Source organism: Flocculibacter collagenilyticus (assembly GCF_016469335.1).
Classification (GTDB): Bacteria; Pseudomonadota; Gammaproteobacteria; order Enterobacterales; family Alteromonadaceae; genus Flocculibacter; species Flocculibacter collagenilyticus.
Map to the genome: position 1 here is coordinate 1790991 of NZ_CP059888.1, position 22236 is coordinate 1813226.

The 22236-nt window shown below is 38.7% G+C and carries 19 protein-coding genes and 1 riboswitch; of the genes, 14 read left to right on the forward strand and 5 right to left on the reverse strand.

Features of this window, described 5'->3' with window-relative positions; translation table 11 throughout:
- Positions 1–17: 17 nt before the first annotated feature.
- From HUU81_RS08025 to HUU81_RS08055, 7 genes are all read left to right on the forward strand, one after another.
- Positions 18–584, forward strand: coding sequence for a GNAT family N-acetyltransferase (locus HUU81_RS08025; RefSeq protein WP_199611698.1), 567 nt, complete (start codon positions 18–20; stop codon positions 582–584).
- A 432-nt stretch (positions 585–1016) separates the two neighbouring features.
- The gene (locus HUU81_RS08030) at positions 1017–2642 is read left to right on the forward strand and encodes a PepSY-associated TM helix domain-containing protein (RefSeq protein WP_199611699.1); all 1626 of its coding nucleotides are present in this window, start codon (positions 1017–1019) and stop codon (positions 2640–2642) included.
- The gene (locus HUU81_RS08035) at positions 2639–2878 is read left to right on the forward strand and encodes a hypothetical protein (protein WP_199611700.1); all 240 of its coding nucleotides are present in this window, start codon (positions 2639–2641) and stop codon (positions 2876–2878) included. Before HUU81_RS08030 ends, HUU81_RS08035 begins: the two co-directional genes overlap by 4 nt.
- Positions 2879–2936: 58 nt before the next feature.
- Positions 2937–3127: riboswitch (Lysine riboswitch) on the forward strand.
- Positions 3128–3213: 86 nt separating this feature from the next.
- Positions 3214–4638 carry a lysine-sensitive aspartokinase 3 gene (lysC, locus tag HUU81_RS08040; protein ID WP_199611701.1) on the forward strand — a complete coding sequence of 475 codons (1425 nt, stop codon included), beginning with the start codon at positions 3214–3216 and terminating at the stop codon, positions 4636–4638.
- A gap of 162 nt (positions 4639–4800) precedes the next feature.
- Positions 4801–6123 carry a sodium-dependent transporter gene (locus tag HUU81_RS08045; RefSeq protein ID WP_199611702.1) on the forward strand — a complete coding sequence of 441 codons (1323 nt, stop codon included), beginning with the start codon at positions 4801–4803 and terminating at the stop codon, positions 6121–6123.
- 103 nt (positions 6124–6226) lie between these two features.
- Positions 6227–7096: an NAD(P)-dependent oxidoreductase gene (locus tag HUU81_RS08050; protein WP_407644839.1), complete on the forward strand. Its 870-nt coding sequence runs from the start codon at positions 6227–6229 to the stop codon at positions 7094–7096.
- A 23-nt stretch (positions 7097–7119) separates the two neighbouring features.
- Complete coding sequence (locus tag HUU81_RS08055) at positions 7120–7776, forward strand: hypothetical protein (protein WP_199611703.1); 657 nt, start codon at positions 7120–7122, stop codon at positions 7774–7776.
- 102 nt (positions 7777–7878) lie between these two features.
- Here the strand turns inward: HUU81_RS08055 and sbcB are convergent, their stop codons facing one another.
- The 3 genes from sbcB to HUU81_RS08070 form a co-directional block, all read right to left on the reverse strand.
- Complete coding sequence (gene sbcB / locus HUU81_RS08060; RefSeq protein ID WP_199611704.1) at positions 7879–9321, reverse strand: exodeoxyribonuclease I; 1443 nt, start codon at positions 9319–9321, stop codon at positions 7879–7881.
- Between the two features lie 50 nt (positions 9322–9371).
- Complete coding sequence (locus HUU81_RS08065; RefSeq protein WP_199611705.1) at positions 9372–10013, reverse strand: LysE family translocator; 642 nt, start codon at positions 10011–10013, stop codon at positions 9372–9374.
- 154 nt (positions 10014–10167) lie between these two features.
- Positions 10168–10482 (reverse strand): TraR/DksA family transcriptional regulator, encoded by a 315-nt coding sequence (locus HUU81_RS08070; RefSeq protein ID WP_267983426.1) that lies wholly within the window; start codon positions 10480–10482, stop codon positions 10168–10170.
- Between the two features lie 383 nt (positions 10483–10865).
- On the opposite strand from HUU81_RS08070, the gene HUU81_RS08075 reads away from it, so the two are divergent.
- From HUU81_RS08075 to HUU81_RS08090, 4 genes are all read left to right on the forward strand, one after another.
- Positions 10866–11294 (forward strand): CBS domain-containing protein, encoded by a 429-nt coding sequence (locus HUU81_RS08075; protein ID WP_199611707.1) that lies wholly within the window; start codon positions 10866–10868, stop codon positions 11292–11294.
- Positions 11295–11526: 232 nt separating this feature from the next.
- Positions 11527–15435 (forward strand): ATP-dependent RNA helicase HrpA, encoded by a 3909-nt coding sequence (hrpA, locus tag HUU81_RS08080; protein ID WP_233520598.1) that lies wholly within the window; start codon positions 11527–11529, stop codon positions 15433–15435.
- Between the two features lie 184 nt (positions 15436–15619).
- A complete protein-coding gene (locus HUU81_RS08085) occupies positions 15620–16054 on the forward strand; it encodes a response regulator (RefSeq protein ID WP_199611708.1) in 435 nt (144 codons plus the stop codon).
- A 9-nt stretch (positions 16055–16063) separates the two neighbouring features.
- The gene (locus HUU81_RS08090; protein WP_199611709.1) at positions 16064–16360 is read left to right on the forward strand and encodes a PilZ domain-containing protein; all 297 of its coding nucleotides are present in this window, start codon (positions 16064–16066) and stop codon (positions 16358–16360) included.
- A gap of 277 nt (positions 16361–16637) precedes the next feature.
- Here HUU81_RS08090 and HUU81_RS08095 read toward each other — a convergent pair whose 3' ends face one another.
- Positions 16638–17834, reverse strand: a complete 1197-nt coding sequence (locus HUU81_RS08095; protein WP_199611710.1) for a class I SAM-dependent methyltransferase — start codon at positions 17832–17834, stop codon at positions 16638–16640.
- Between the two features lie 71 nt (positions 17835–17905).
- Here HUU81_RS08095 and yccX point away from each other — a divergent pair, with 71 nt between their 5' ends.
- The 3 genes from yccX to HUU81_RS08110 all read left to right on the forward strand — a co-directional run bounded on the left by yccX (position 17906) and on the right by HUU81_RS08110 (position 20026).
- Positions 17906–18178 carry an acylphosphatase gene (gene yccX, locus HUU81_RS08100; RefSeq protein ID WP_199611711.1) on the forward strand — a complete coding sequence of 91 codons (273 nt, stop codon included), beginning with the start codon at positions 17906–17908 and terminating at the stop codon, positions 18176–18178.
- Between the two features lie 8 nt (positions 18179–18186).
- A complete protein-coding gene (locus HUU81_RS08105; protein ID WP_233520600.1) occupies positions 18187–19155 on the forward strand; it encodes an NAD(P)H-quinone oxidoreductase in 969 nt (322 codons plus the stop codon).
- Between the two features lie 61 nt (positions 19156–19216).
- Positions 19217–20026, forward strand: coding sequence for a Shedu anti-phage system protein SduA domain-containing protein (locus HUU81_RS08110; RefSeq protein ID WP_199611713.1), 810 nt, complete (start codon positions 19217–19219; stop codon positions 20024–20026).
- A gap of 99 nt (positions 20027–20125) precedes the next feature.
- Here the strand turns inward: HUU81_RS08110 and metG are convergent, their stop codons facing one another.
- Positions 20126–22165, reverse strand: a complete 2040-nt coding sequence (gene metG / locus HUU81_RS08115; RefSeq protein ID WP_199611714.1) for a methionine--tRNA ligase — start codon at positions 22163–22165, stop codon at positions 20126–20128.
- Positions 22166–22236 lie beyond the last annotated feature (71 nt).

The window sequence follows — 22236 nt, forward strand, 5'->3', positions numbered from 1 at the left end:
TTCGACAGGAGTGAATATTGTCTAAGTTAACAATTGTACCTATTAATCACGATTATGCTGATGCACTACTGGCGTTTGAAAAAGACAACCGTGCGTATTTTAAGTCGTTGATTGAAGATAGAGAAGATGGTTTTTACACGCTTCACAATATTCACAATGAAATCGAAAAAGGTATTGAAGAGTGGGAGTCTGACGAGGCATATAAATTCTTTATGTGTGTTGATAATAAATTAATGGGACGCATAAACCTACGCCAAATTACTCGAGATACACATACGAGCATTTTTAACGATAGGCAAAACAAGTCAGCCAATACATTAATTCATCAAGGCGAAATTGGTTACAGAATTAGTCAACAGTATTCTGGTAAAGGGGTAACAACGTCAGCGGTTAAATTAGTAAAGCAATATGCATTTGAAGAATTACACTTAAACCGTATCGTTGCGCGAGTGGCTGTTAATAATCCAGGGTCGCAAATTGTATTGTTAAAAAATCAATTTCAATTTGCCGAACGCATCCAAAATGGGCAGGCAATTAATGGGCAGCCGTATGACTTAGTCACGCTTTTCTGTGAATCTCTTTAAATTTTAATTAGATGGGTCACAGTTCACACTAATTAGAATTTAAATGCGTATGATAACGGTTATCATTTGTAATTATACGAATGTTGTTGTATTTTACTAATACATTTCTGTTGCCGTTAAAAAGAGTCATACCAGTGGCTAGCAAAATAAGTGAAAAAAAAACCTTTAGTGCATTAAAAAATCGCATGTTTCTTAGTATTGTCGTTGTATTGCTCACGTCAGTGACCATTATTCCCGGCATGACAACGTACCTCCCATTAAATCTTACCGATTCAATAGGCATTCCCATTCTATTATTTCCTTTTATCTGGACAGCTCTGTTTATATATAGCTTTTTAGATAATTCAATTAAACGAGTGTGGTTCGTGCTATTAACACTTACAGCCATACATTTAATTTGTATTTACACTGCTTTGGCAGGATAACGTTATTATGAAAAGTATCACGATAAAAAAGCTATATAAGCTACATTCTTGGGTTGGCTTAATAACGGGTATTTTGTTATTTGTTATTGCATTTACTGGTGCAGTGGCTGTTTTTGCTCGTTCAGAGTTAATGATTTGGGCAAATGATCATATACGAAGCCCGATAGATATCACGCCACAGAAATATGAAGCCATAGTAGAAGAATATTCTCAAAAAGTTGACCCAGCCTACCTAGAGGAAATACACATACAGTTTCCTGCAGTTCGCTCAACAGACAATATTCGTTTGATATTTGAAGGGCACTTTGAACAAGAAAATGGCAAAGAAGATCACAAAGGTGTTGTTTTTGAGTTGCACCCCATTACTTTTGAGCAAGTATCAAGAACAGACATGGAGGAGTATTTCAATCACCCTAAGTTAGACATGGCGATGTTTTTGGCGCATTTTCATGCCGACTTGCACTTAGGTAGACCGGTAGGACTTATTTTAACAGGTTTGTTGGGACTTACCTTAATGGTCTCAATTGTAACGGGATTAATCATCCATAGAAAAATACTGGCTCAACTCTTTACTTTTAGGCCTAAACGAAATTTCTCGTTACTGCTAAATGATGGGCATAAAGCAATGAGCGTGTGGGGCGTACTTTTTCATTCAGTTATTGCTTTTACTGGTGCATTTTTAGGTTTAGCAACGGTATTACTTGTACCTGCCGCTGCGTACGTAAGCTTTAATGGTGACCAAGAAGCGTTACTTGAAAAATTTACCGCGGTGAAAGCACCAGTTGTTGCGAATGTCGAAAGTCTAACAAAAGTTGCGCATATTTTAGAAAACAGCAAAAAAAGCTACCCAGATTTAACATTCACCAATTTTACAATTATGGGTTATGGCGACAAAAATGCAGCAATGTATGTATTTGGTGCGGGTAACGAGCAATTGGGCAGACAGGCATTAGTGTTTAACGGAGCAACAGCGGAGTTTGTTCGCCACCAAGCCAATTTTGGACGACTAGAAGGTGTTACAGGCAAAATTCTAGATGCGATGTTCCCGCTACATTTCGGTAATTTTGGCGGAATATTTATAAAAGCCTTGTGGGCTGTGTTGGGTATATCTACTGCACTATTGCCTATAACCGGGTTGATGCTATGGATAGAGCGAGGACTGAATACTGCTAATCCAGCACATAGCCGCAATACATACGAAATGTTTAATCGACTGCTTATTGGATCATGCGCTGGCGTTGTTTTAGCAGCCGTGGCACTTTTTCCTGCACAGCTCATCCTTAACAAGTTTTATGCATTGAATGATCATACATCTGCCGTATTCTTCATTTTCTTTAGTGTTTGGATGTTTGCTATAACATTGGGTTTAGTTGTTAAAAAGAAGTGTGCTGTGCATGTATTGGGGTATAGCATAGCAAGTTGCTTACTCATCACAATGCCATTAGACGCGATACTTAGTGGAAGTCATATTTTCAATGTAATACACACGAAGCACTTTGTGTCGATGGGCGTTAATCTAACGACATTTGTTTTAGGAGTATTACTCGTTCTAGCAATGATGAAAGTTAAAGCGAAGCAGGCTATTAACCAGTCTGTAAGCCATATAGATGAATATCAAAGAGAAACGGCATGAATGTATTAATTGGCTTGTGCGGAATTATTGCGTGTATTTATGGGCTGGGCTTATTCAACAATCAAGGAGCATTCAGGCCCAACGTTAAAAGCGCTTGTATTGGTACAGCTTTAAATATCGTATCTTTAGTTTGTCTTATTCAGGTTTATGGTGGTGCCAGAGGAACTTTTGTATATTTGGCAGTAGCATCGTTTTTAGGCATGATGTTTACTTTCAGTGGCGCTAAAAAAGATTGACTTCACGTTAAGTATCCAATTAAATTTATAACTGACTAAACACAGTAACACTGTGTTTATTACTAGAAGAGGTGCAACGATTAGGTAGCTTATTTGAGGAAGGATACTTCCAAAGATAATAAGTGAGGGAATCGTTGCCGAGGAAAGCATTAAGTATCTTTATTGCTTTTCGGTTGATAAGGCTGAATCCTTATAACTGTCACCTTTAGAACGTTTTTAAAAACAATAGGGTGGAGCGCTTCTAGGCGATATAGCATTTCAATACAATACGTACCATTATTGTATTTATCCACTATTCCTGCCTAGCGCTCTCATATAAATAATGAGAGTCATTAATGAAAAATAATATAGTTGTAGCTAAATTTGGTGGCACTAGCCTTGCGGATTTTGCAGCAATGCAAAGGTGCGCGTCTCTTGTGCTAAACAGTCCTACTATTAAAGTTGTTGTGGTAAGCGCATCGTCTGGCGTTACGAATTTGCTTACTAAACTTACAAAGCCCGATTTATTAACGGCTAAGCGCGAAGCGCTGTTAAACAAAATTTTAGCCATTCATTCGACAATTCTAGATCAGCTCGAACAGTCAGACCATCAGCAACAACAGTTACTAAACCTGCATTTAAAACTTGCGGATTTGGCACAGAGTGCATCTATTCAGCCGAATATTAAAGATGAAATTCTGTCTTTCGGTGAACAAATATCTTCCTTACTATTCACAGAAGTATTAAACCAATTAGCAGGCAATCAAATTTATAAAGCGGAATGTTTTGATGTCCGTAAAATATTAAAAACAGATAACCAGTTTGGTAATGCCGTGCCAAACATAAATAGAATAAGTGAACTTGCTACTCATTATTTTTCGGATGTGGTTAGCAGTGAAGATAAAGGGCATAGCCATGTAATGGTTACCCAAGGGTTTATTGGTGCGACGGAACATGGCGAAACAACAACACTAGGTCGAGGTGGCTCAGATTTCAGTGCTGCATTGTTAGCTGAGGCAATAAACGCGACCGAATTACAAATTTGGACAGACGTTAAAGGTATTTTCACCACAGACCCACGGTTGACTACAAATGCAAAGCCTATTAGTGAGATTAGCTTTGATGAAGCAGCTGAATTAGCCACTTTTGGTGCCAAAGTGCTTCATCCAGCAACACTTTTACCAGCGATGAGAGCGAACATTCCTGTTTATGTTGGCTCAAGTTTGGCGCCAACTCAAGGTGGTACCAAAATAGTTAAGTCAGTTGAAAATAAACCCACCTATCGCGCCATTGCGCTAAGAAAAAATCAAACACTTATCACTATTAAAAGCCCCGCCATGCTGCATGCAACAGGCTTTTTGGCAAAAGTGTTTGGGATTTTGAGTCAGCACCACATTTCGGTAGATTTGATCACCACCTCTGAAATTAGCATTGCAATAACACTAGACAATTCTGTTCAGAACGCAGAACAACAATTTTATAAGCACTGCATGAAAGCGCTTCAAGCCTTTTGCGAAATTCAAGTCGAAAGTGATTTATCGCTTATCGCACTGATTGGTAATCACCTCCATGCTAATGCGAGCATAATGGGCAATAACGGTATTGAGGCTAGCGTATTTCAGTCGCTAAACAATATTAGTATGCGGATGATATGCTACGGTGCTAGCCAGCATAATGTTTGCTTTTTGGTTAAAGACAATGAGGCGGTTTCTATTATTAGTAAATTACATCAGCATCTTTTTGAAGGTGACACAGCAGTGACTACAGGCTTAGCAGTATGATGATGTTTTGCTCACTTTAATATTGAATAGGGCATTTAAGTCGATTTATAACGCGTTTATGGCGTAAAAGCACTTAATATTAAAAAGTTACATTAACAGCAATAAAATTGTGTGGTTTAATAATCCCTTTCGCGCATATATCAGTAACGAAGTAGGGCAATAATGAATAACACAAGGGATGGCTTTAACAGTCGTATTGGGTTTGTTTTAGCTGCGGCAGGTTCTGCAATAGGGCTTGGTAATATTTGGGGCTTTCCAACGCAAGCGGCTAACCACGGCGGCGGTGCTTTTTTAATGGTGTACTTATTAGTGCTTTTTCTGCTTGCGTTACCTGCCATGTTTACAGAAATGTACATAGGCCATACCGCACAAGCTAACCCAGTTAAAGCACTAGGAAAAGCATGTGGTGAAAAGTCAGCCTTATTAGGTAAAACCGCAGGCATAATTGGACTGTTTGGTGCAATCGGCATGTTAAGTTTTTATTCTATAGTTGCAGGCTGGATGGTGTCTCATAGCTTAGCGCCATTGGCAGAATTAGCAGGGCAAACGCAAGCAAAGCAATGGTTGAACACAAATTCACTAGATAGAAACTTGTTTTTCACTCCCATATTCATATTATTAACCGCGGCTATTATTATCAAAGGCGTTAGCCAAGGCATTGAAAAATGGTCACGCAGATTAATGCCGTTGCTATTAGTAATGCTCATCTCTTTAATCATTTATATTGCGATGCAAGAAGGTGCTGCAGAAGGTATTCGCGCTTATTTAATTCCTGACTTTTCTAATATTACTGATCCTAAACTGATTATCTCTGCCATGGGACAAGCATTCTTCTCATTATCTATCGGTGTGGGTGGCATGATGGTGTATGGCTCTTATCTTAAAAAAGAAGAAAACTTAGTTAAATTAAGTATTTCAGTAGCTGCATTAGATACCGTTATTGCTGTATTAGCGGGCTTATTGATTATTCCTGCATTATTTGTTGCACAGCATCAAGGAATTGAAGTTTATAACAACGGAGCGCTAATCGGAGAAGGGCAGTTAATTTTTGGTATTTTGCCGCAATTATTTAATCAAATGGGTGAAATAGGCATTTTTGTAGGTTTTGCTTTTTTCTTTTTACTTAGTATTGCCGCATTAACGTCTACTATCTCTTCTACCGAAGTACCTGTGGCATATATTGTTGAAAGCAAGTTTATGGATCGCCGCAAAGCAACACTATTAGTATCGTTAGTCGTACTAGTTGCATCAATGACCATTATATTCAACTTCAACACATTATTCGGTTTTGTCATTAACGTAGTGACAAATTATCACCTGCCAATTATGGGACTCTTTTATTTTATTGTCGTCGGTTGGTTATGGAAGCGCGGTAATGTGTTATTTGAAAACCAAACTAAAACCATCAAACTGTTAGCTTATTACATCAAATTTGTTTGCCCAATTATGCTAACCGCTGTATTTCTTAACATTGTTAGTGCATAGCATTAGCGCGCAAAGCAAATAAAACATTACCTATACAATCGCAGCTTAACAAAATGCTGCGATTGCTCTTCTCATGATTGAAAATTAATAGATAGGAATATTTATGAAAGTTGCATTTATCGGTTTAGGGGTAATGGGTTACCCAATGGCAGGTCATTTACAACAGAATGGTCGCGATGTGTGTGTGTATAATCGCACCACTGAGAAAGCTAAAAAATGGGTTGAGCAATATAATGGAACGATGGCTGAAACACCAAAAGCAGCATCTTTAAATGCTGATATTGTCTTTGCTTGTGTAGGTAACGATCATGACATGCGCGCGGTAACGTTAGGCGATACAGGTATTTACGCTGGATTAAAAAATGGCGGCTTGTTAGTTGATCACACCACGACATCGGCACAACTTGCTAAAGAGTTAGCGCAGCAAGCGCAAAACCAAAATAAGCGCTTTATGGATGCACCTGTAAGTGGTGGACAAGCAGGCGCAGAAAATGGCGCATTAACGATTATGTGCGGCGCAAATGAAATAGATTTTGCTGAAGCAGAGCCGATAATGGCCGCATATGCAAAATTCACTAAAAGAATTGGTGACATTGGCAGCGGCCAGCTTGCAAAAATGGTTAATCAAATATGTATTGCAGGGGTAGTACAAGGCTTATCGGAAGGCTTACATTTTGCGCAAAACGCGGGTTTAGACGCCGAAGCGGTGATAGAAACTATTGAAAAAGGCGCCGCTGGTTCTTGGCAAATGGAAAACCGACATAAAACAATGCTAGCAGGCGAGTACGATCATGGCTTTGCAGTAGACTGGATGCGCAAGGATTTAGGTTTTGCGCTAAACGAAGCGCGAGAAAATAAAAGCCATCTACCTGTAACTGCATTGGTTGACCAATTTTACTCAGAAGTTCAAGCGATGGGTGGCCATCGCTGGGATACGTCAAGCCTGTTGGCTCGACTGGAAAGTAAGAAATAGTCGATATTATCTGGGATTTCTAAATGCTTGATAAAGTAATCATAGAAGCGTTTTTAAAAACATGCTCTTCATATGAGCGAACGATGTCTCAATTCAGAGCATGTAAACCAGGTGGAGAGATGTCAGAAAGTAATCTCGTTTTTACCTTCCTTAAATCATTTTCACAACTAGCGCCTGATGCAATATGTGCAGCTGAGTTACCTTTTTCACTAAAGGAAGGATTGCCATGGAGTAGTCATTTAGATGGCTTTATTTATTTCGAAGAAACAATATATTTAATTGAAGCAAAGAGAGATTACCCTGCGAAAATTTTCTTTGAGAAGATCTGTAACGATCTTGAAAGAATAAAGCTTGACAGAGTTGCGTTTTGTCTAAAGAAAATGCTCAATAGAGAGGGTGTGTATAGTATGCCAATAAATAACGTTAAACAGGTAAAAGGAATTTTGTTGGCAGATACTTGGAGTGCATTAAATCAACGTATTTGGGCTACTGGCAAATGGGATAGTGTTGATTTGAATTGGTTTCGTTCTCTGGATCGTGCTGGGCGCAAGTTGCCGTTTAGTGTTAAAGGCTCATCCTCTAATTATTCGTTATTGATTGCTCAGACTCAAAATTTAGAAAAATCATTATCCATTATTTCTAATACTGAGCAGCACCAATTGAGTGAAGATCTTTTTTAAACACTTTACGTGCTCTGTTTTGTATAAGTGGCAAACAAACTGCTGCAAAAACAACCCTCGAAAGGCCAACACGTCTAGAGTCAAATTAACTGGCGGTAGCCATTATAACTGCGTCGAATACTCATACAATGCTTTAAGAATATTCATTTTATGCTCGTCTTCCTGATGCTCCATTGCTAAATTTTCCAATTCAATAATAAAGTCTTCTGAAGTTAAATTAGGATTATCATGTCCGGACATCAATTTGTCTTTACGATAATGCTGCCAGCGCATCATTTCACTATTATCCAATGTGTGCGGAAAGTTTCTGGCTCTAAACCTGAAGAATAATTCTGAAAACTTTTTGTCGTCAAACGCTAAATCTAGCGCTGCTAGGTTTTCTGGTTTGGTGTTGTGAATCAATTGAAAGCGTTGCTTGTCGCCATTACTAACAAATCCGCCTTGATATAACGCATAATCAGGATTAGTTTCTATTTTTCTATCTACTTCATTAGGTGCAAATACTGCCTCAACTTTTTGTTGTAGACCTTGCATATTCTTCAAAATATCTAAGTGCTTTAAGCATTGCTCTCTGTCAATGTTAAGGCGCTCAGCATTTTCTGGCAGAAGGGTTTTCGCTGGTGCCAGAATTGGGCATTTATTCAAGTGAACAAGTTTTAAACCTATTCGCTCTTCATTTGGGTCGAGATCAGCGGTAGCGGTATAAAGCTTTTCTTTTATTTCTTGGGCGGTTAAATGTTGCAAAGGTGCAGGATCAGACTGCAAATTGTACACAATAATTGCGTTTTTATTTTCTGGATGGAAACCAATTGGCACAACCCATGTAGTACAACCTTGTTCCGACGGTAACATACCAGACACGTGAACAAGCGGCGTCATTCCAGCCACATCGATTAACTGCGCAACTGATTTTTTTAGTCGTAAATTAAAAATGTAGTCGTACAGTTTGGCTTGCTTTTGCTTGATCAGCTTAGCCATTTCAATGGTGGCTATCACATCGGAAACTGCGTCATGCGCGGCTTCATGGCCAATACCATTTGCTTTGGTTAAATCTTCTAATTTGAATGATGGTTTACCATCTTCATGCGTTGGCCAATTAATGCCTTCAGGGCGCAGTGCATAACATGCACGGACCAAATCGATAATATCCCAACGTGAGTTACCATTTTGCCATTCACGTGCGTATGGGTCATAGAAATTGCGGTAAAGAGTGTAACGCGTTACTTCATCGTCAAAGCGAATACTGTTATAGCCAGCCACCGTTGTGTTAGGGCGAGAAAATTGTTCGTTTATTCGCGTAATAAAGTCATATTCGGTGTAACCACGTTTCATTACAGTTTGTGGTGTAATACCAGTAATTAACGCCGCTTGCGGGTGTGGCAAATAATCATCAGCAAGCTGGCAATAAACTTCAAACGGCTCTTCAATAATATTTAGGTCATAGTCAGTACGAATACCTGCAAACTGCGCTGGCCGATCTTTTTTAGGAACTGCTCCCCACGTTTCGTAATCGTGCCAAAAAATAGTGTTAGTTGAATTATTCATACTTCAAATATTCTTTTTGTAATTTAAATTAGGGGATATTGTTCGTAATGTTAAAGTGTTACCACTCTTACTGCTAATCCTATAAACACGATACCTGAAATTTTGTCTATGGTAGTAGCGTGTTTATTAAACGCAATACGAGAGCTAGCTAACGCGACAGCGCATGCTACGATGCAGTACCAGAGGGCGTCAATAATGCCCACAGTTGCCACCATAATACTGCTAGTTGCAATGTTAGATGTTTCAGGGGTGATAAATTGGCTGAATAATGCAGTGAAAAATATAGCAAGTTTAGGATTTAAAATAGCAATGGCTGCTGAGTCTTTTATAGCTTGCGCGATTGTCGTTTGTGACGCCTGAGGTTGCTGAGTCGCATTATCTTGATTTTCTATATTATCCGCTTGAGGGGCTGGTTTTGCTGTTAGGGCTTTATAACCCATCCATAATAAGTAAGCTGCGCCACCGTACACCAATACTTTGTAAAGTAGTGGGAACTTAATAACAAGTGCAGACAATCCTACAATGGTTGCAACTGCGTAAAGTGCTACCGCTGCGCCGTGGCTAATGGCTGCAATTAAGCCATGCCAAATTGAACTAACACTGTGCTTTAAAATAACAGCTAAACTTGGGCCTGGGGACATTGCACCTAATATGCAAATGGTGGCTAACGATAGCCATGCGGTTATTTCCATTAAGAACACTCTACTAAGTCGGTTAGACCCAACCTACAAAATGGTAGATTGGGTAAGAATTTGCGAGTGCGTATGATAACTAAGCGTGCCACCAACTTAAACTAAATTTATGTGTTCGCCTTAAATTTTGTGTGCGGTAGGTTATTTAAAAGTGCTAATTTGCACACTTTATACACTCATTAGCGTAGGGTAATGCTTCTAAGCGCGCAGTTGAAATGGATTCTCCGCAACTATTGCAATAACCATATTCTCCCGCTTCAATTTTATCTAACGCTTCAGCGATTAACCGAAGTTCGTATTCGCAATCACCTTTTAACTGTTGTAGAACATCATGATTTTCATTTTCTGTAGCTTGCTCTGAAAAGTCAGCAGCACGGCCATTTCTAAAATCGGCTTTAATCGCTTCAAGGCGAGTCTGTAATTGTGAGCGTTTTGTGGTTAGCTCATTTTTTAACTGTTCAGCATTCATGGTCAATTGGATAATCCTCACGTAATTAAATAGCGATATTTGATGCAAGAGTTGTTCAGTTAGAGTGTCAGTAGATTGATGAACAAGCTTAATACGGATAAGAAACTACCCATTACTAGGTTAAGTATTGCACAAAACGTGGTTTTTGCACTGTTTGCTGGTTGGCGCGAGAATGGATTTTTTTCAAGGCTGATAAAGAATTGAAAATATAGCTAAAAGTAATGAATGTTAAGTGAATTGGTGGAAATTGAACTATGCTTATGGTGAATAGCCTTAACTATGCTCATTGTTGTAATTATTGGGATAATGGCAGCGCTAACATCATCCATAGAAGTATTATGTGCATACAAAAGGTAATGAATAATAATTAATAGGGGAAGGCGATGGAGTCGGTTAAAGTTTCTGAGTATATGCAACATCATCCCGTAACATTTACACCCGATATGACGGTAGTGGCGGCTGTTGAAAAATTATTAGAAACACATCAAATAGGTGGGCCTGTTATTGATGATAAAAAGCATGTAATTGGCTTTTTGTCAGAGCAAGATTGTTTAAAGCAAATGCTTGATGCGACTTATCAAAATGAGTCTCATTCAACGGTAAATGAAGTGATGCGCAAAGACGTAATAACAGTAAGCCCTCATTCAGGTATATTTGAATTAGCACAAGACATGACAGGGCTAAAACCAAAAATTTATCCTGTGGTTAATGAAGATGGCATTTTACTGGGTACTATTACCCGCATTAATGTGTTGAAAGCGCTGGATATGCATTTGCACTCAATATACGAACAAGGCCACAGATTCGTTTAAGTTTTAGAGTAAGTAATTTAAACAGAGATGTTCAACGCCAATTCACCGCACTCTTAACTTTAATATCTATTTTAGGTACCTTGATAGTGCGGTGCTAGCTATAGCATAACGACCCTTAAAGTGAACGAAATTAACCAAATACTTACCTTAACCCTAGTAATCAAGTCACCTGATTGATAGCATTACCGATTATCAATACCGCTATTTCAATTTTACCTCAGTGAACCATAACGTGAATTCGACTATTTCTGCTTCAAAAAGTAATCATCAAACTAATCCTTTTTATATTGATTTAAACCACTGCTTACTAAAAGACAAGTTTGTGTTTATTCGCAGGCTCAAAGGGTTAGGCAAAGTTTCGGACGAAGAAAAACAGCGTGTCCAGTTTGAAGCCATTAAAGCAGATGTTGCAAAATCTGAAGCAATTCGCGCGCACAAGCTGAATAACAAGCCTAATGTAACGTACCCAGAGGCTTTACCTGTTTCGCAAAAGAAAGAGGGTATTGCAAAAGCGATTGCTGAACATCAGGTAGTGATAATTGCCGGCGAAACGGGCTCTGGTAAAACAACGCAAATACCTAAAATATGTTTAGAGCTTGGTCGTGGTGTTGCAGGATTAATTGGTCATACTCAGCCGCGAAGAATAGCTGCGCGAAGTGTGGCGAATCGTATTGCGGAAGAGCTGGATAGTGAGTTAGGTGGCTATGTTGGTTATAAGGTTAGATTTACCGACCAAGTGAGCGATGACTCTTATATAAAGTTGATGACCGACGGTATTTTACTGGCAGAAATTCAGCACGATCGTTTTCTAAATAAGTACGACACCATCATTATTGATGAAGCGCATGAACGTAGTTTAAACATTGACTTTTTATTAGGCTACCTGAAACAGCTATTAAGTAAACGCCCTGACTTAAAGCTTATTATTACGTCTGCGACAATTGACCAATCTCGCTTTTCTAAGCATTTTAATAACGCACCTATTATTGAAGTGTCGGGAAGAACGTTTCCCGTTGAAACGCGTTATCGCCCAATTGATAACGATAAAGAAACTGAGAATGATCAAATTCAAGCGATATTTGATGCAGTAGATGAGCTTAGCCATGAAAGTAGGGGCGACATACTTATTTTTATGAATGGTGAGCGAGAAATTCGTGACACTGCTGATGCGTTAGAAAAGCGTAAATTGCGAGATACCGAAATTGTGCCGCTATATGCACGATTAACAGTGGCAGAGCAGAACAGAGTATTTCAACCGCACAGTGCTAGACGAATTGTATTAGCGACAAACGTAGCAGAAACATCACTGACTGTGCCGGGCATAAAATATGTAATTGATCCGGGTACAGCAAGAATTAGCCGATACAGTTACCGAACTAAAGTACAACGCTTACCAATAGAGCCTATTTCACAGGCTAGTGCAAATCAAAGGCAAGGACGTTGTGGTCGTGTATCGAATGGTATCTGTATTCGTTTATATTCAGAAGATGACTTTTTAGCGCGCCCAGAATTTACTGATCCTGAAATTTTACGAACCAATCTTGCCTCGGTTATTTTACAAATGCTCTCGTTAGGATTGGGCGACATTGAAAAGTTTCCATTCGTACAAGCACCTGACAGACGCAATATTACCGATGGCGTAAGGCTACTAGAAGAACTCGAAGCAGTTTCAGTAATAAGTAACCGAAAAAATGAAACTTATAAGCTCACCAATAGTGGTAAGCAATTAGCCCGTTTTCCTGTTGATCCCCGATTAGCTAAAATGGTGCTTACGGCATCTCAATACGGTGCTGTAGATGAGGTAATGATTATTGTTTCAGCGCTTTCAATTCAAGATCCACGAGAACGCCCCGCAGAATACAAACAACAAGCTGACACATTACATAGCCGCTTTTATGATAAAGAATCTGACTTCCTCGCATTTCTAAATTTATGGGGATACCTTCAAGAACAGCAAGAAGAACAGTCACGTAGCCAATTTAGAAAGCTATGTAAAAAAGAACTGTTAGCTTATATGCGTGTACGCGAATGGCAAGATGTGTATTGGCAACTTAAGCAAGCGGTGAAAGAAGCAAATATTACCATAAATACTCAAGGTGCAGATTTTGAAGCGATTCATCGCTCTTTACTTTCAGGACTGTTAAGTCATGTTGGATTTAAAGATGTAGAGCAAAATTATAAAGGCGCTCGAAACAGCAAGTTTTATTTATTTCCGGGCTCTAACTTATTTAAAAAGCAACCAAAGTGGGTAATGGCGGCAGAGTTAGTTGAAACGTCACGTTTGTATGGTCGAGTTGCCGCAAAAATTCAGTCAGAATGGATTGAGCCACTGGCGCAACATTTAGTAAAACGTAGTTATTCAGAACCTCATTGGAATCGTAAAAGAGGTAGTGTAGTTGCGTATGAACAACAAGCGCTTTATGGTTTAGTAATTGTTGCGAAACGCTCGGTGACTTACACCAATATCGACCCCGTTACTTCACGAGAAATATTTATTCGCGAAGCACTAGTGAACGACAATTTTGCGACTAATTTACGTTTTATGTCGCATAACCGTAGTTTAATAAAGTCAATTGAAGCATTAGAAAATAAAGTTCGTCGCAGAGACTTACTAGTTGATGAACAAAGGCTGTATGAATATTTTGATGAAAATATTCCTGAAGGCATTGCCTGCCAAGCCAGTTTCTTGAAATGGTATAACCATGCCAAGAAAAACAACAAGCATTTATTATGTTTAACAGAAGATGAATTATTACAGCGTGATACTGCACATATTAGTGCGCTAGATTATCCAGACACTTGGACACAGGGCAATCTTTCATTTTCCATTCAATATGACTTTGATCCTGCAAGTGACGTAGATGGTATTTCAGTCGTGATCCCTTTACCGCTATTGAATCAAGTTGAAGACGAAGGCTTTGACTGGCTAGTACCAGGACTACAACATACCCTCATAGTGGCATTAATTAAATCGTTACCAAAACAGCTAAGACGCAACTTTGTTCCTGCGCCAAATTATGCAGATGCTGTAATAAGCAACCTTCAACAAAAAGAAGGCAAGTTGATTGATCAAGTAACCAAACAGTTGTTGCGCATGACGGGCGTGAAGGTAAGTGAAGAAAGTTGGGATTACGAGCAATTACCTAGCTTTTTGAAAATGCACTTTATTGTGGTAGATGAAAAAGATAAGAAGCTTGCTAGTGGTTATTCGTTAGATAAATTAAAACAGCAGCTACAAGGTGCTGTAGAAGAATCTCTTAAGCAAGCTGCTGATCCAGACATTGAACAAGCTGGTATGGAAAGTTGGAGTGTAAATACACTGCCTGAAGTATACGTGCAAAAAAAGGGAAACTTTGAAATTAAAGCTTACCCAGCACTAATTGATGAAGGTAAAACAGTTGGCATAAAGCTTATTGATAATCAGTATGAAGCTGAACAGCTTTCTTGGATTGGTGTTAGGCGACTCATTTTGATGAATGTGCCATCACCTATCAAATACCTACAGGAATCGCTACCAAACAAAGCAAAATTAGGGCTTTACTTTAATCCATTTGGCCAAATTAAAGACTTAATCAACGACTGTATTGCAGCATCGGTTGATTCGCTTATACAAAGTCACCCGCTGCCTAGAGATGAAGAGTCATTCACTAAACTAAAAGAACTTGTTAGGGCCGAGCTGGGTGATCATGTGGTTATTGTCGCTCAACAAGTTGAAAAGATTTTATCGTTAGCGCATGCAGTTAAAAAGCGCATGAAAGGCAATATTGGCTTAGCGTTTATTCATGCCTTTAACGACATTAAAGATCAAATCGATAATTTAGTGTTTAGCGGCTTTGTTCAAGCGCATGGTGTTAAAAAATTAGATGATATTGCCCGTTATGTGAGTGCAATTAATCATAGAATGGAAAAATTAGCGATAGATCCGCACAAAGACAAGCTTCGTATCCAAGAAGTAGAGAAAGTGAGTAAGCAGCTTGAAGTCATGTTTAGTAAAGTTGGATCAAATATTGAACTGCGTAATCAATTAAATGATGTTCGCTGGATGATTGAAGAATTAAGAGTGTCTCTATTCGCACAATCTCTGGGCACACCATACCCTATATCGGCTAAGCGAATTTTAAATAAAATGGCCGAGTTATAATAAATTGGGTTAAAGATAAATAAAATGTAAATTAATCACTTATGATGTTTCCATTAATCAGATTTGAGTGATAACTTATACATGTATGCATCATTGCTTTGTCGTATTGTTTAGATAATAATCTATAAGGTATGGAAATGAACAGGATGGAGTTTGCAGGTATCGCAAACATAAAGGAATGGGAATGAAGTTATCAAATGAGAATTCGTCTGATCTACATCATTCGCTCACAAAAGTACTTGTAGTAGATGACGAATACTTCAATTTTGAAATTCTACAAAGTGCGCTAAGTAAACGATTTTCGCTTGAGTACGCTGATTCAGGCCAACATTGTTTGCAAAAAGCGATTGTGAGTCGCCCTGATGTGATTTTATTAGATGTGTGTATGCCAGGATTAGATGGTTATGACACTTGTCGTCTAATAAAAAATACGCCTGAAACTAAAGCAATACCTGTGCTAATGGTCTCTGGCTTAGAGTCAGATGAAGAAAAAGATGCAGGCTTCGCAGCAGGATGCGACGATTATATTGTAAAGCCATTCTCCATAACGGAATTAATAGAAAAAATAGATGGATTCGTAGGTCCGAGAAAGGCCGTTAGTATCAGTAGTGATAGGTGAGGTTTAAGCATGATTTATGATGATAAACGAAATTTTTTTCGAATGATGGTTAATACGGACATTAAAGTTGTTATTCAGGATTCTGAAGTAGGCAGAGAAATTGATGGCATTTGTAGAGACTTAAGCGCCACGGGCATTTCTATTTCAACAGATGAACCAATTGAAATGGGCACCGAGATATTTATTTATTTAGATGCTGCCAATTTAAATTTACCAGCGTTAGATGCTAAAGCAAAAGTGGTAAGGTGTTCTGAAGAGACAAATAATTCGTTTCTAATTGGTGCAGAAATTTTAGATATGCTGTAGTAACCAGCTTAACGCTGCTTGGAGTTCTACTTCATCATCACTATTAGCAGTAAAAGTAGCGGTTTGTGAATCAGCGCTGACGCTATTAAGTAGATGCTAGTATGTAGATGTTAGGTAAGCATAAATAGGGAAGTCCTTTCCCTTATTATTTTATTCTAAAAACGTTTCTTTGCTCTTAACTTCTTAAAATGAACTACGTTAATTTCTAATAATCCACAATCAGCGGTCACGCGTTACTATAAAACTACACATTAATACTACATAACAACTGTGTAACTTAGCTTGAAAACACCTGACAAACCAAACCTTTAAGATAAAAGCTCTCTGGATATGCGCCAGAAACAGGATGATCTTCTGCTTGTTGCAGTTTCTGTGTGAAATACACGTCTTTATTCGCGTCTAGCGCAGCGTCAGCAACAATTTTTTGGAACAAGCTTGGCTCCATTAAGCCAGAGCAAGAGAATGTCAGTAAATATCCACCTTCATTGATTAATGACATTGCCAGCATATTTATATCTTTATAGCCGCGACAAGCACCTTGTAATTGAGACTTTGAATCTGCAAATTTAGGTGGGTCAAGAATAATCATGTCGAAGGTTTTACCTTCTTCTTTATATTGGCGCAGAAGCTTAAATACATCTGCATTAATAAAGTCTGCTTTTGATAAGTCTAATTCATTTATCTCTAAATTTTTCTTACCCATGTTTAACGCGTAATCAGACACATCAACATTAGTTACATGTTTTGCACCTGCTTTAATGGCATAGGTAGCAAACGTGCCTGTGTAACAAAAACAGTTTAAAACCGTTTTGTCTTTGGCTAATTCACCTGCAATTTTACGATTATTACGCTGATCTAAATAAAAGCCGGTTTTATGGCCCCTAACAACGTCCACCAGTAATTTAATGCCGTTTTCTTCTATCGTGACTTCTGAAGATGTTAAGTCGCCGTGTAGTAGCCCTTTACGCTCTTTTAATCCTTCTTTTTTTCTTACAGATACATCAGAACGCTCGTAAACAATAGCGTTCGGGTAAAGCTCAATTATCGCATCTAAAATCGTCTCACGATGCACTTCGGCACCTGCACTTAATAATTGGCACACAATGACATTAGCAAAAACATCAATTGTCACACCGGGTAGACCATCAGCTTCGCCAGCAATTAGGCGATAGCCAGTTAACCCGTCACGTTCAATAAGCGGGCGTCTTACTTTTTCAGCACGCTGTATCTTATTAATAAAAAAGGGCACATCAATGATGGTATCTTGATGAAAGTCCCAAACTCTGGCGCGAATTTGTGAAGATGGAGAGTAGGCCGCTTTTGCAATAAAGTTATTTTTGTGATCAAAAACATCAATGGTTTCACCGAGTTGTGGATCACCTACTACTGTTTTTACAGCTTTTGAAAAGATCCAAGGGTGCTTTCTACGTAAAGACTTGTCTCTTCCCGAATTAAGAATTAATTTTGCGGTCATTATATTTACCAAAGTTCATATTTGCGCGTATTCTATAACAATAGTCTCAATACAACTAGCTGGGGATGAACATGGCATTAATATCAAAAAAAGCAATTGTTAAAGGTAAAGTACAAGGAGTGTGGTTTCGCGTATCGACTCAGAAGGTAGCGCAGCAGCTTAATTTAACTGGATATGCAAAAAATTTGGATGACGGTTCGGTAGAAGTTGTGGCAACAGGTACACCAGAAGATGTTGAGCAATTACTTTTATATCTATATGAAGGCTCGGAAAATGCCATTGTAGATGAAGTTGATATTACCGATATTGATGTTACAAAGTTTGAAGAGTTTAAAACAGCCTAATGAATCGCATGAAATATATTTCCATTTCTGAAAATACCCACCCTAAAAGCAATCAATTAATTGTTTCTGAAACTGATATTCCAAGTATTTTACCTCACCAAGTTTTAATAAAAGTAAGTGCTTCGGGTGTAAATCGAGCAGATATATTACAAAAACAAGGAAAATACCCTGCGCCAAAAGGCGATAGTGATATTTTGGGCTTAGAAGTGGCAGGCATAATAGAAGCCATTGGTGAATCAGTTACCCATTTGTCAAAAGGCCAAAGGGTGTTTGGTTTGGTACAGGGTGGTGGATACGCAGAGTATGCGGTAATGGACGCAGGGCAAGCCATGCTAACGCCTTTTAATATCAGTGATTGTGAAGCTGCTGGTATTGCTGAGGTCTTTTTAACGGCCTATCAAGCTCTTGTAAAAATTAGCGACATTCAGCAAGGGCAATCAGCTCTTATCCATGCAGGCGCCAGTGGTGTAGGCACTGCAGCTATTCAGTTGTGCCAATTTTTTAAAGCCGCTTGTTATGCAACGGTGGGCTCGGAAACCAAAAAAGCGTTCTGTTTGGAGCTAGGGGCAAAACAAGTATTCAACTATAACAATGAAGACTTTGCTGAACATATCTCGCATATCGATGTGATAATCGATCCTATCGCTGGTACTTATGTTGAGAAGAATTTATCTGTTGCGAATAAAGATGCAACTATCGTTTTATTGGCAATGCTGGGCGGTAGATACGCCGAAAAACTGGATATCGCATTAATGTTAGGCAAGCGTGTAAAGCTGGTTGGCTCTACGCTACGCAATCGCAGTGCTGAAGACAAAAATGAATTAGTGTCATCGTTTTGGAAACGATGCGCGGAATCGTTCGAGACTAACAAACTGTTTCCAGTTATAGATTCTGTTTTTCCATTTGAGCAAGCAAATGAAGCGCACGCCTATATGGAAAGTAATAAGAATATTGGAAAAATAATTTTATCATTTTAAGGAATCTATACCGCCTTAATACAAAACAAGTGTATTAACTTAGTGATATTGGATGGGCTATATGATTACAATTGACAAATGTGTATTAACTATTTCAAGTGAGTTACAGTCAGAAAAAAAGCGAATTGAAGATAGCAGGACTAAGATGTTAGGGGGACTACCAATATTCAGTTACAGCAGCTCTGATTTTCCCAAAGAAATTCGTCATTATCGTACATTATTTCCAAATAACTGGCTTGACACTACCCTTCTTAAGGATGGGGATGAGATAAGGAGTATGTGCCAAGAATTTCAAGAGTATATTAGTAGCAAAAAAGTTAAAGAGCGGGATATTTTAAAGTGGATCAAAGATAATAGAGCTTATCACTTACTCGGTGCACTGATTAGCAAAAAAAACTTTGGACATCATGATGCCTTTATTTTTCCAGAGTTTCAGTTAGGGAACTCTTACAAGGTGGATTTTTTATTAGTCGGAAAAAATTCTGGTGGGTATCAGTTCCTTTTTGTTGAACTTGAGTCTCCGGTTGGAAGAATATTTACAAAGAGTGATGATTTGGGTGACGTACATAGAAAAGGGCTTAAGCAAATAGATGATTGGAGGAAGTGGTTGGAGCAAAACTATAACTCGATCCATAGTACTTTTAAGAAATACATCAAGCCTAATGAAACTTTACCTGCCGAGTTCTTGACTTATGACTCAACACGATTTCATTACTGTGTTGTTGCTGGCCGACGTGAAGACTACGAAGAGAGTAATGATGCACGATACAGGCTCCGCAGGGATACAGAAAAAAAATGTAATCTCAACTTGTATCATTTCGATAATCTAATAGACTTCGCGGAAAGTATAATTGGTAATACTACTTACTAACGATTAGATGTGAGATACATTACTTACTAAGTAGTGCCTTGATATCTAGCTATAATAAGCCGCCTGTCTGATTAAACAAGACGGCTTTTATATTATCGGTTACTTAACTCGCATACCTGGCTGTGCACCATCTTCAGGGTTAAGTATATATAAATCGCTGCCACCAGGGCCTGCGGCTAATACCATGCCCTCAGAGAGGCCAAAGCGCATTTTACGTGGTGCCAAGTTGGCTACCATTACTGTTAATTTACCTTCTAAATCTTCTGGCTGATAAGCAGCTTTAATGCCTGCAAATACCTGCTTAGTTTCGCCGCCTAAATCTAGTTGAAGTTTGATTAACTTGTCGGCACCTTCAACATGTTCTGCTTTTGCAATTTTAGCGATACGTAAATCGATTTTTGCAAAATCATCGAATGAAATCGTTTCTGAAATCGGATCGCTAGCTAACGGACTGTTTTCATCAATTTTTGCTTCAGGCGTTTCTTTATTTGTTTGCGCTAGACTTTCTTTAGACGCTTCAACCATTGCATTTACCTTGTCAGCATCTACGCGTTGCAGGAGTGCTTTAAATTTATTTATTGAATGATCAGTCAGTACCGTTTTATAGCTATCCCACGTTAATTGGTCATTGAAAAACGCTTCAGATTGCTCTGCTAAGGTTGGCACGACTGGCTTTAAGTAAGAAACCAATATTCTGAATAGGTTAATACCCATTGTACAAACGTCGTGGGTTAGCGCTTGCTTGTCTTGGTCTTTGATCAATACCCAAGGAGCTTGTGCATCAATATATTGGTTGGCTTTATCAGCCAATGCCATTATTTCACGAATTGCACGACTGTATTCTCTTGCTTCGTAGTGCTGCGCAATTTCTTCGCCTTTATCTTGGAATGCTTTGATAAGTTCAGGCTCTAAGATATTGCTCGATAACTTTCCGTCGAATTTTTTAGTGATAAAGCTGGCACAACGACTGGCAATATTGACGACTTTCCCAACAAGGTCTGAATTAACACGTTGAATGAAGTCTTCAAAATTTAAGTCTATATCTGTTACACCGCTAGATAATTTAGCGGCAAAGTAGTAGCGCAAATATTCAGGGTTTAAATGCTCTAAATATGTACGCGCTTTTATAAATGTGCCGCGTGACTTAGACATTTTCGCGCCATTTACAGTCACAAAACCATGAACGAATACGTTATTAGGCTTTCTGAATTTTGCACCTTCAAGCATTGCAGGCCAGAATAAGCAGTGGAAGTAGGTGATGTCTTTACCAATGTTATGGTACACCTCAGCTGTGGAATCTGGCTTCCAATATTCATCAAAGTCTAACTCTAAACGGTCGCATAGCTTTTTAAAGCTTGCCATGTAGCCGATTGGTGCATCTAACCATACATAAAAGAATTTGCCTGGGGCATTTGGAATTTCAAAACCAAAGTAAGGAGCATCACGGCTGATATCCCATTGCTGTAAACCACTTTCAAACCATTCCTGTAATTTATTTGCAATTTCAGGCTGAATGGAGTCGCTTTGTAGCCATTCCTTTAACATGCCTTCAAATGCTGGCAAGTCGAAGAAGTAGTGCTCAGAATCTTTTAATACTGGCGTCGCACCAGACACTACAGAACGTGGATTTTTTAAGTCGGTAGGGCTGTAAGTTGCACTACATGAGTCGCAATTATCACCATTTTGATCTTCAGAACCGCATTTTGGACAAGTGCCTTTTACAAAGCGATCTGGTAAGAACATTTCTTTTTCAGGATCAAATAACTGAGTAATAGTGCGCTTTTTAATATGACCAGCATCGTTAAGGCGGTTATAAATTAACTCAGAAAGGGCTTTATTCTCTTCAGAATGTGTTACATGGTATTGATCATAATTAACGTTAAAGTCAATGAAGTCTTGATTATGCTCAGCACAGGTTTGTGCCACCATCTCTTCAGGCGTGATACCTAATTCTTGCGCTTTTAGCATTACAGGGGTGCCGTGAGCATCGTCTGCACATACTGCATAACATTCATGCCCACGTAGTTTTTGAAAACGTGCCCAGATGTCTGTTTGAATATGCTCTAGAAGGTGGCCTAAATGAATAGAGCCATTTGCATAAGGTAATGCACTTGTAATGAGAATCTTTCTTTTTGTCATTGCTACCTAGCCTAATTTGCTTAGGGATAAATTACTGGTGATGAAAGGCTAGATGTTACATAATTCACTCC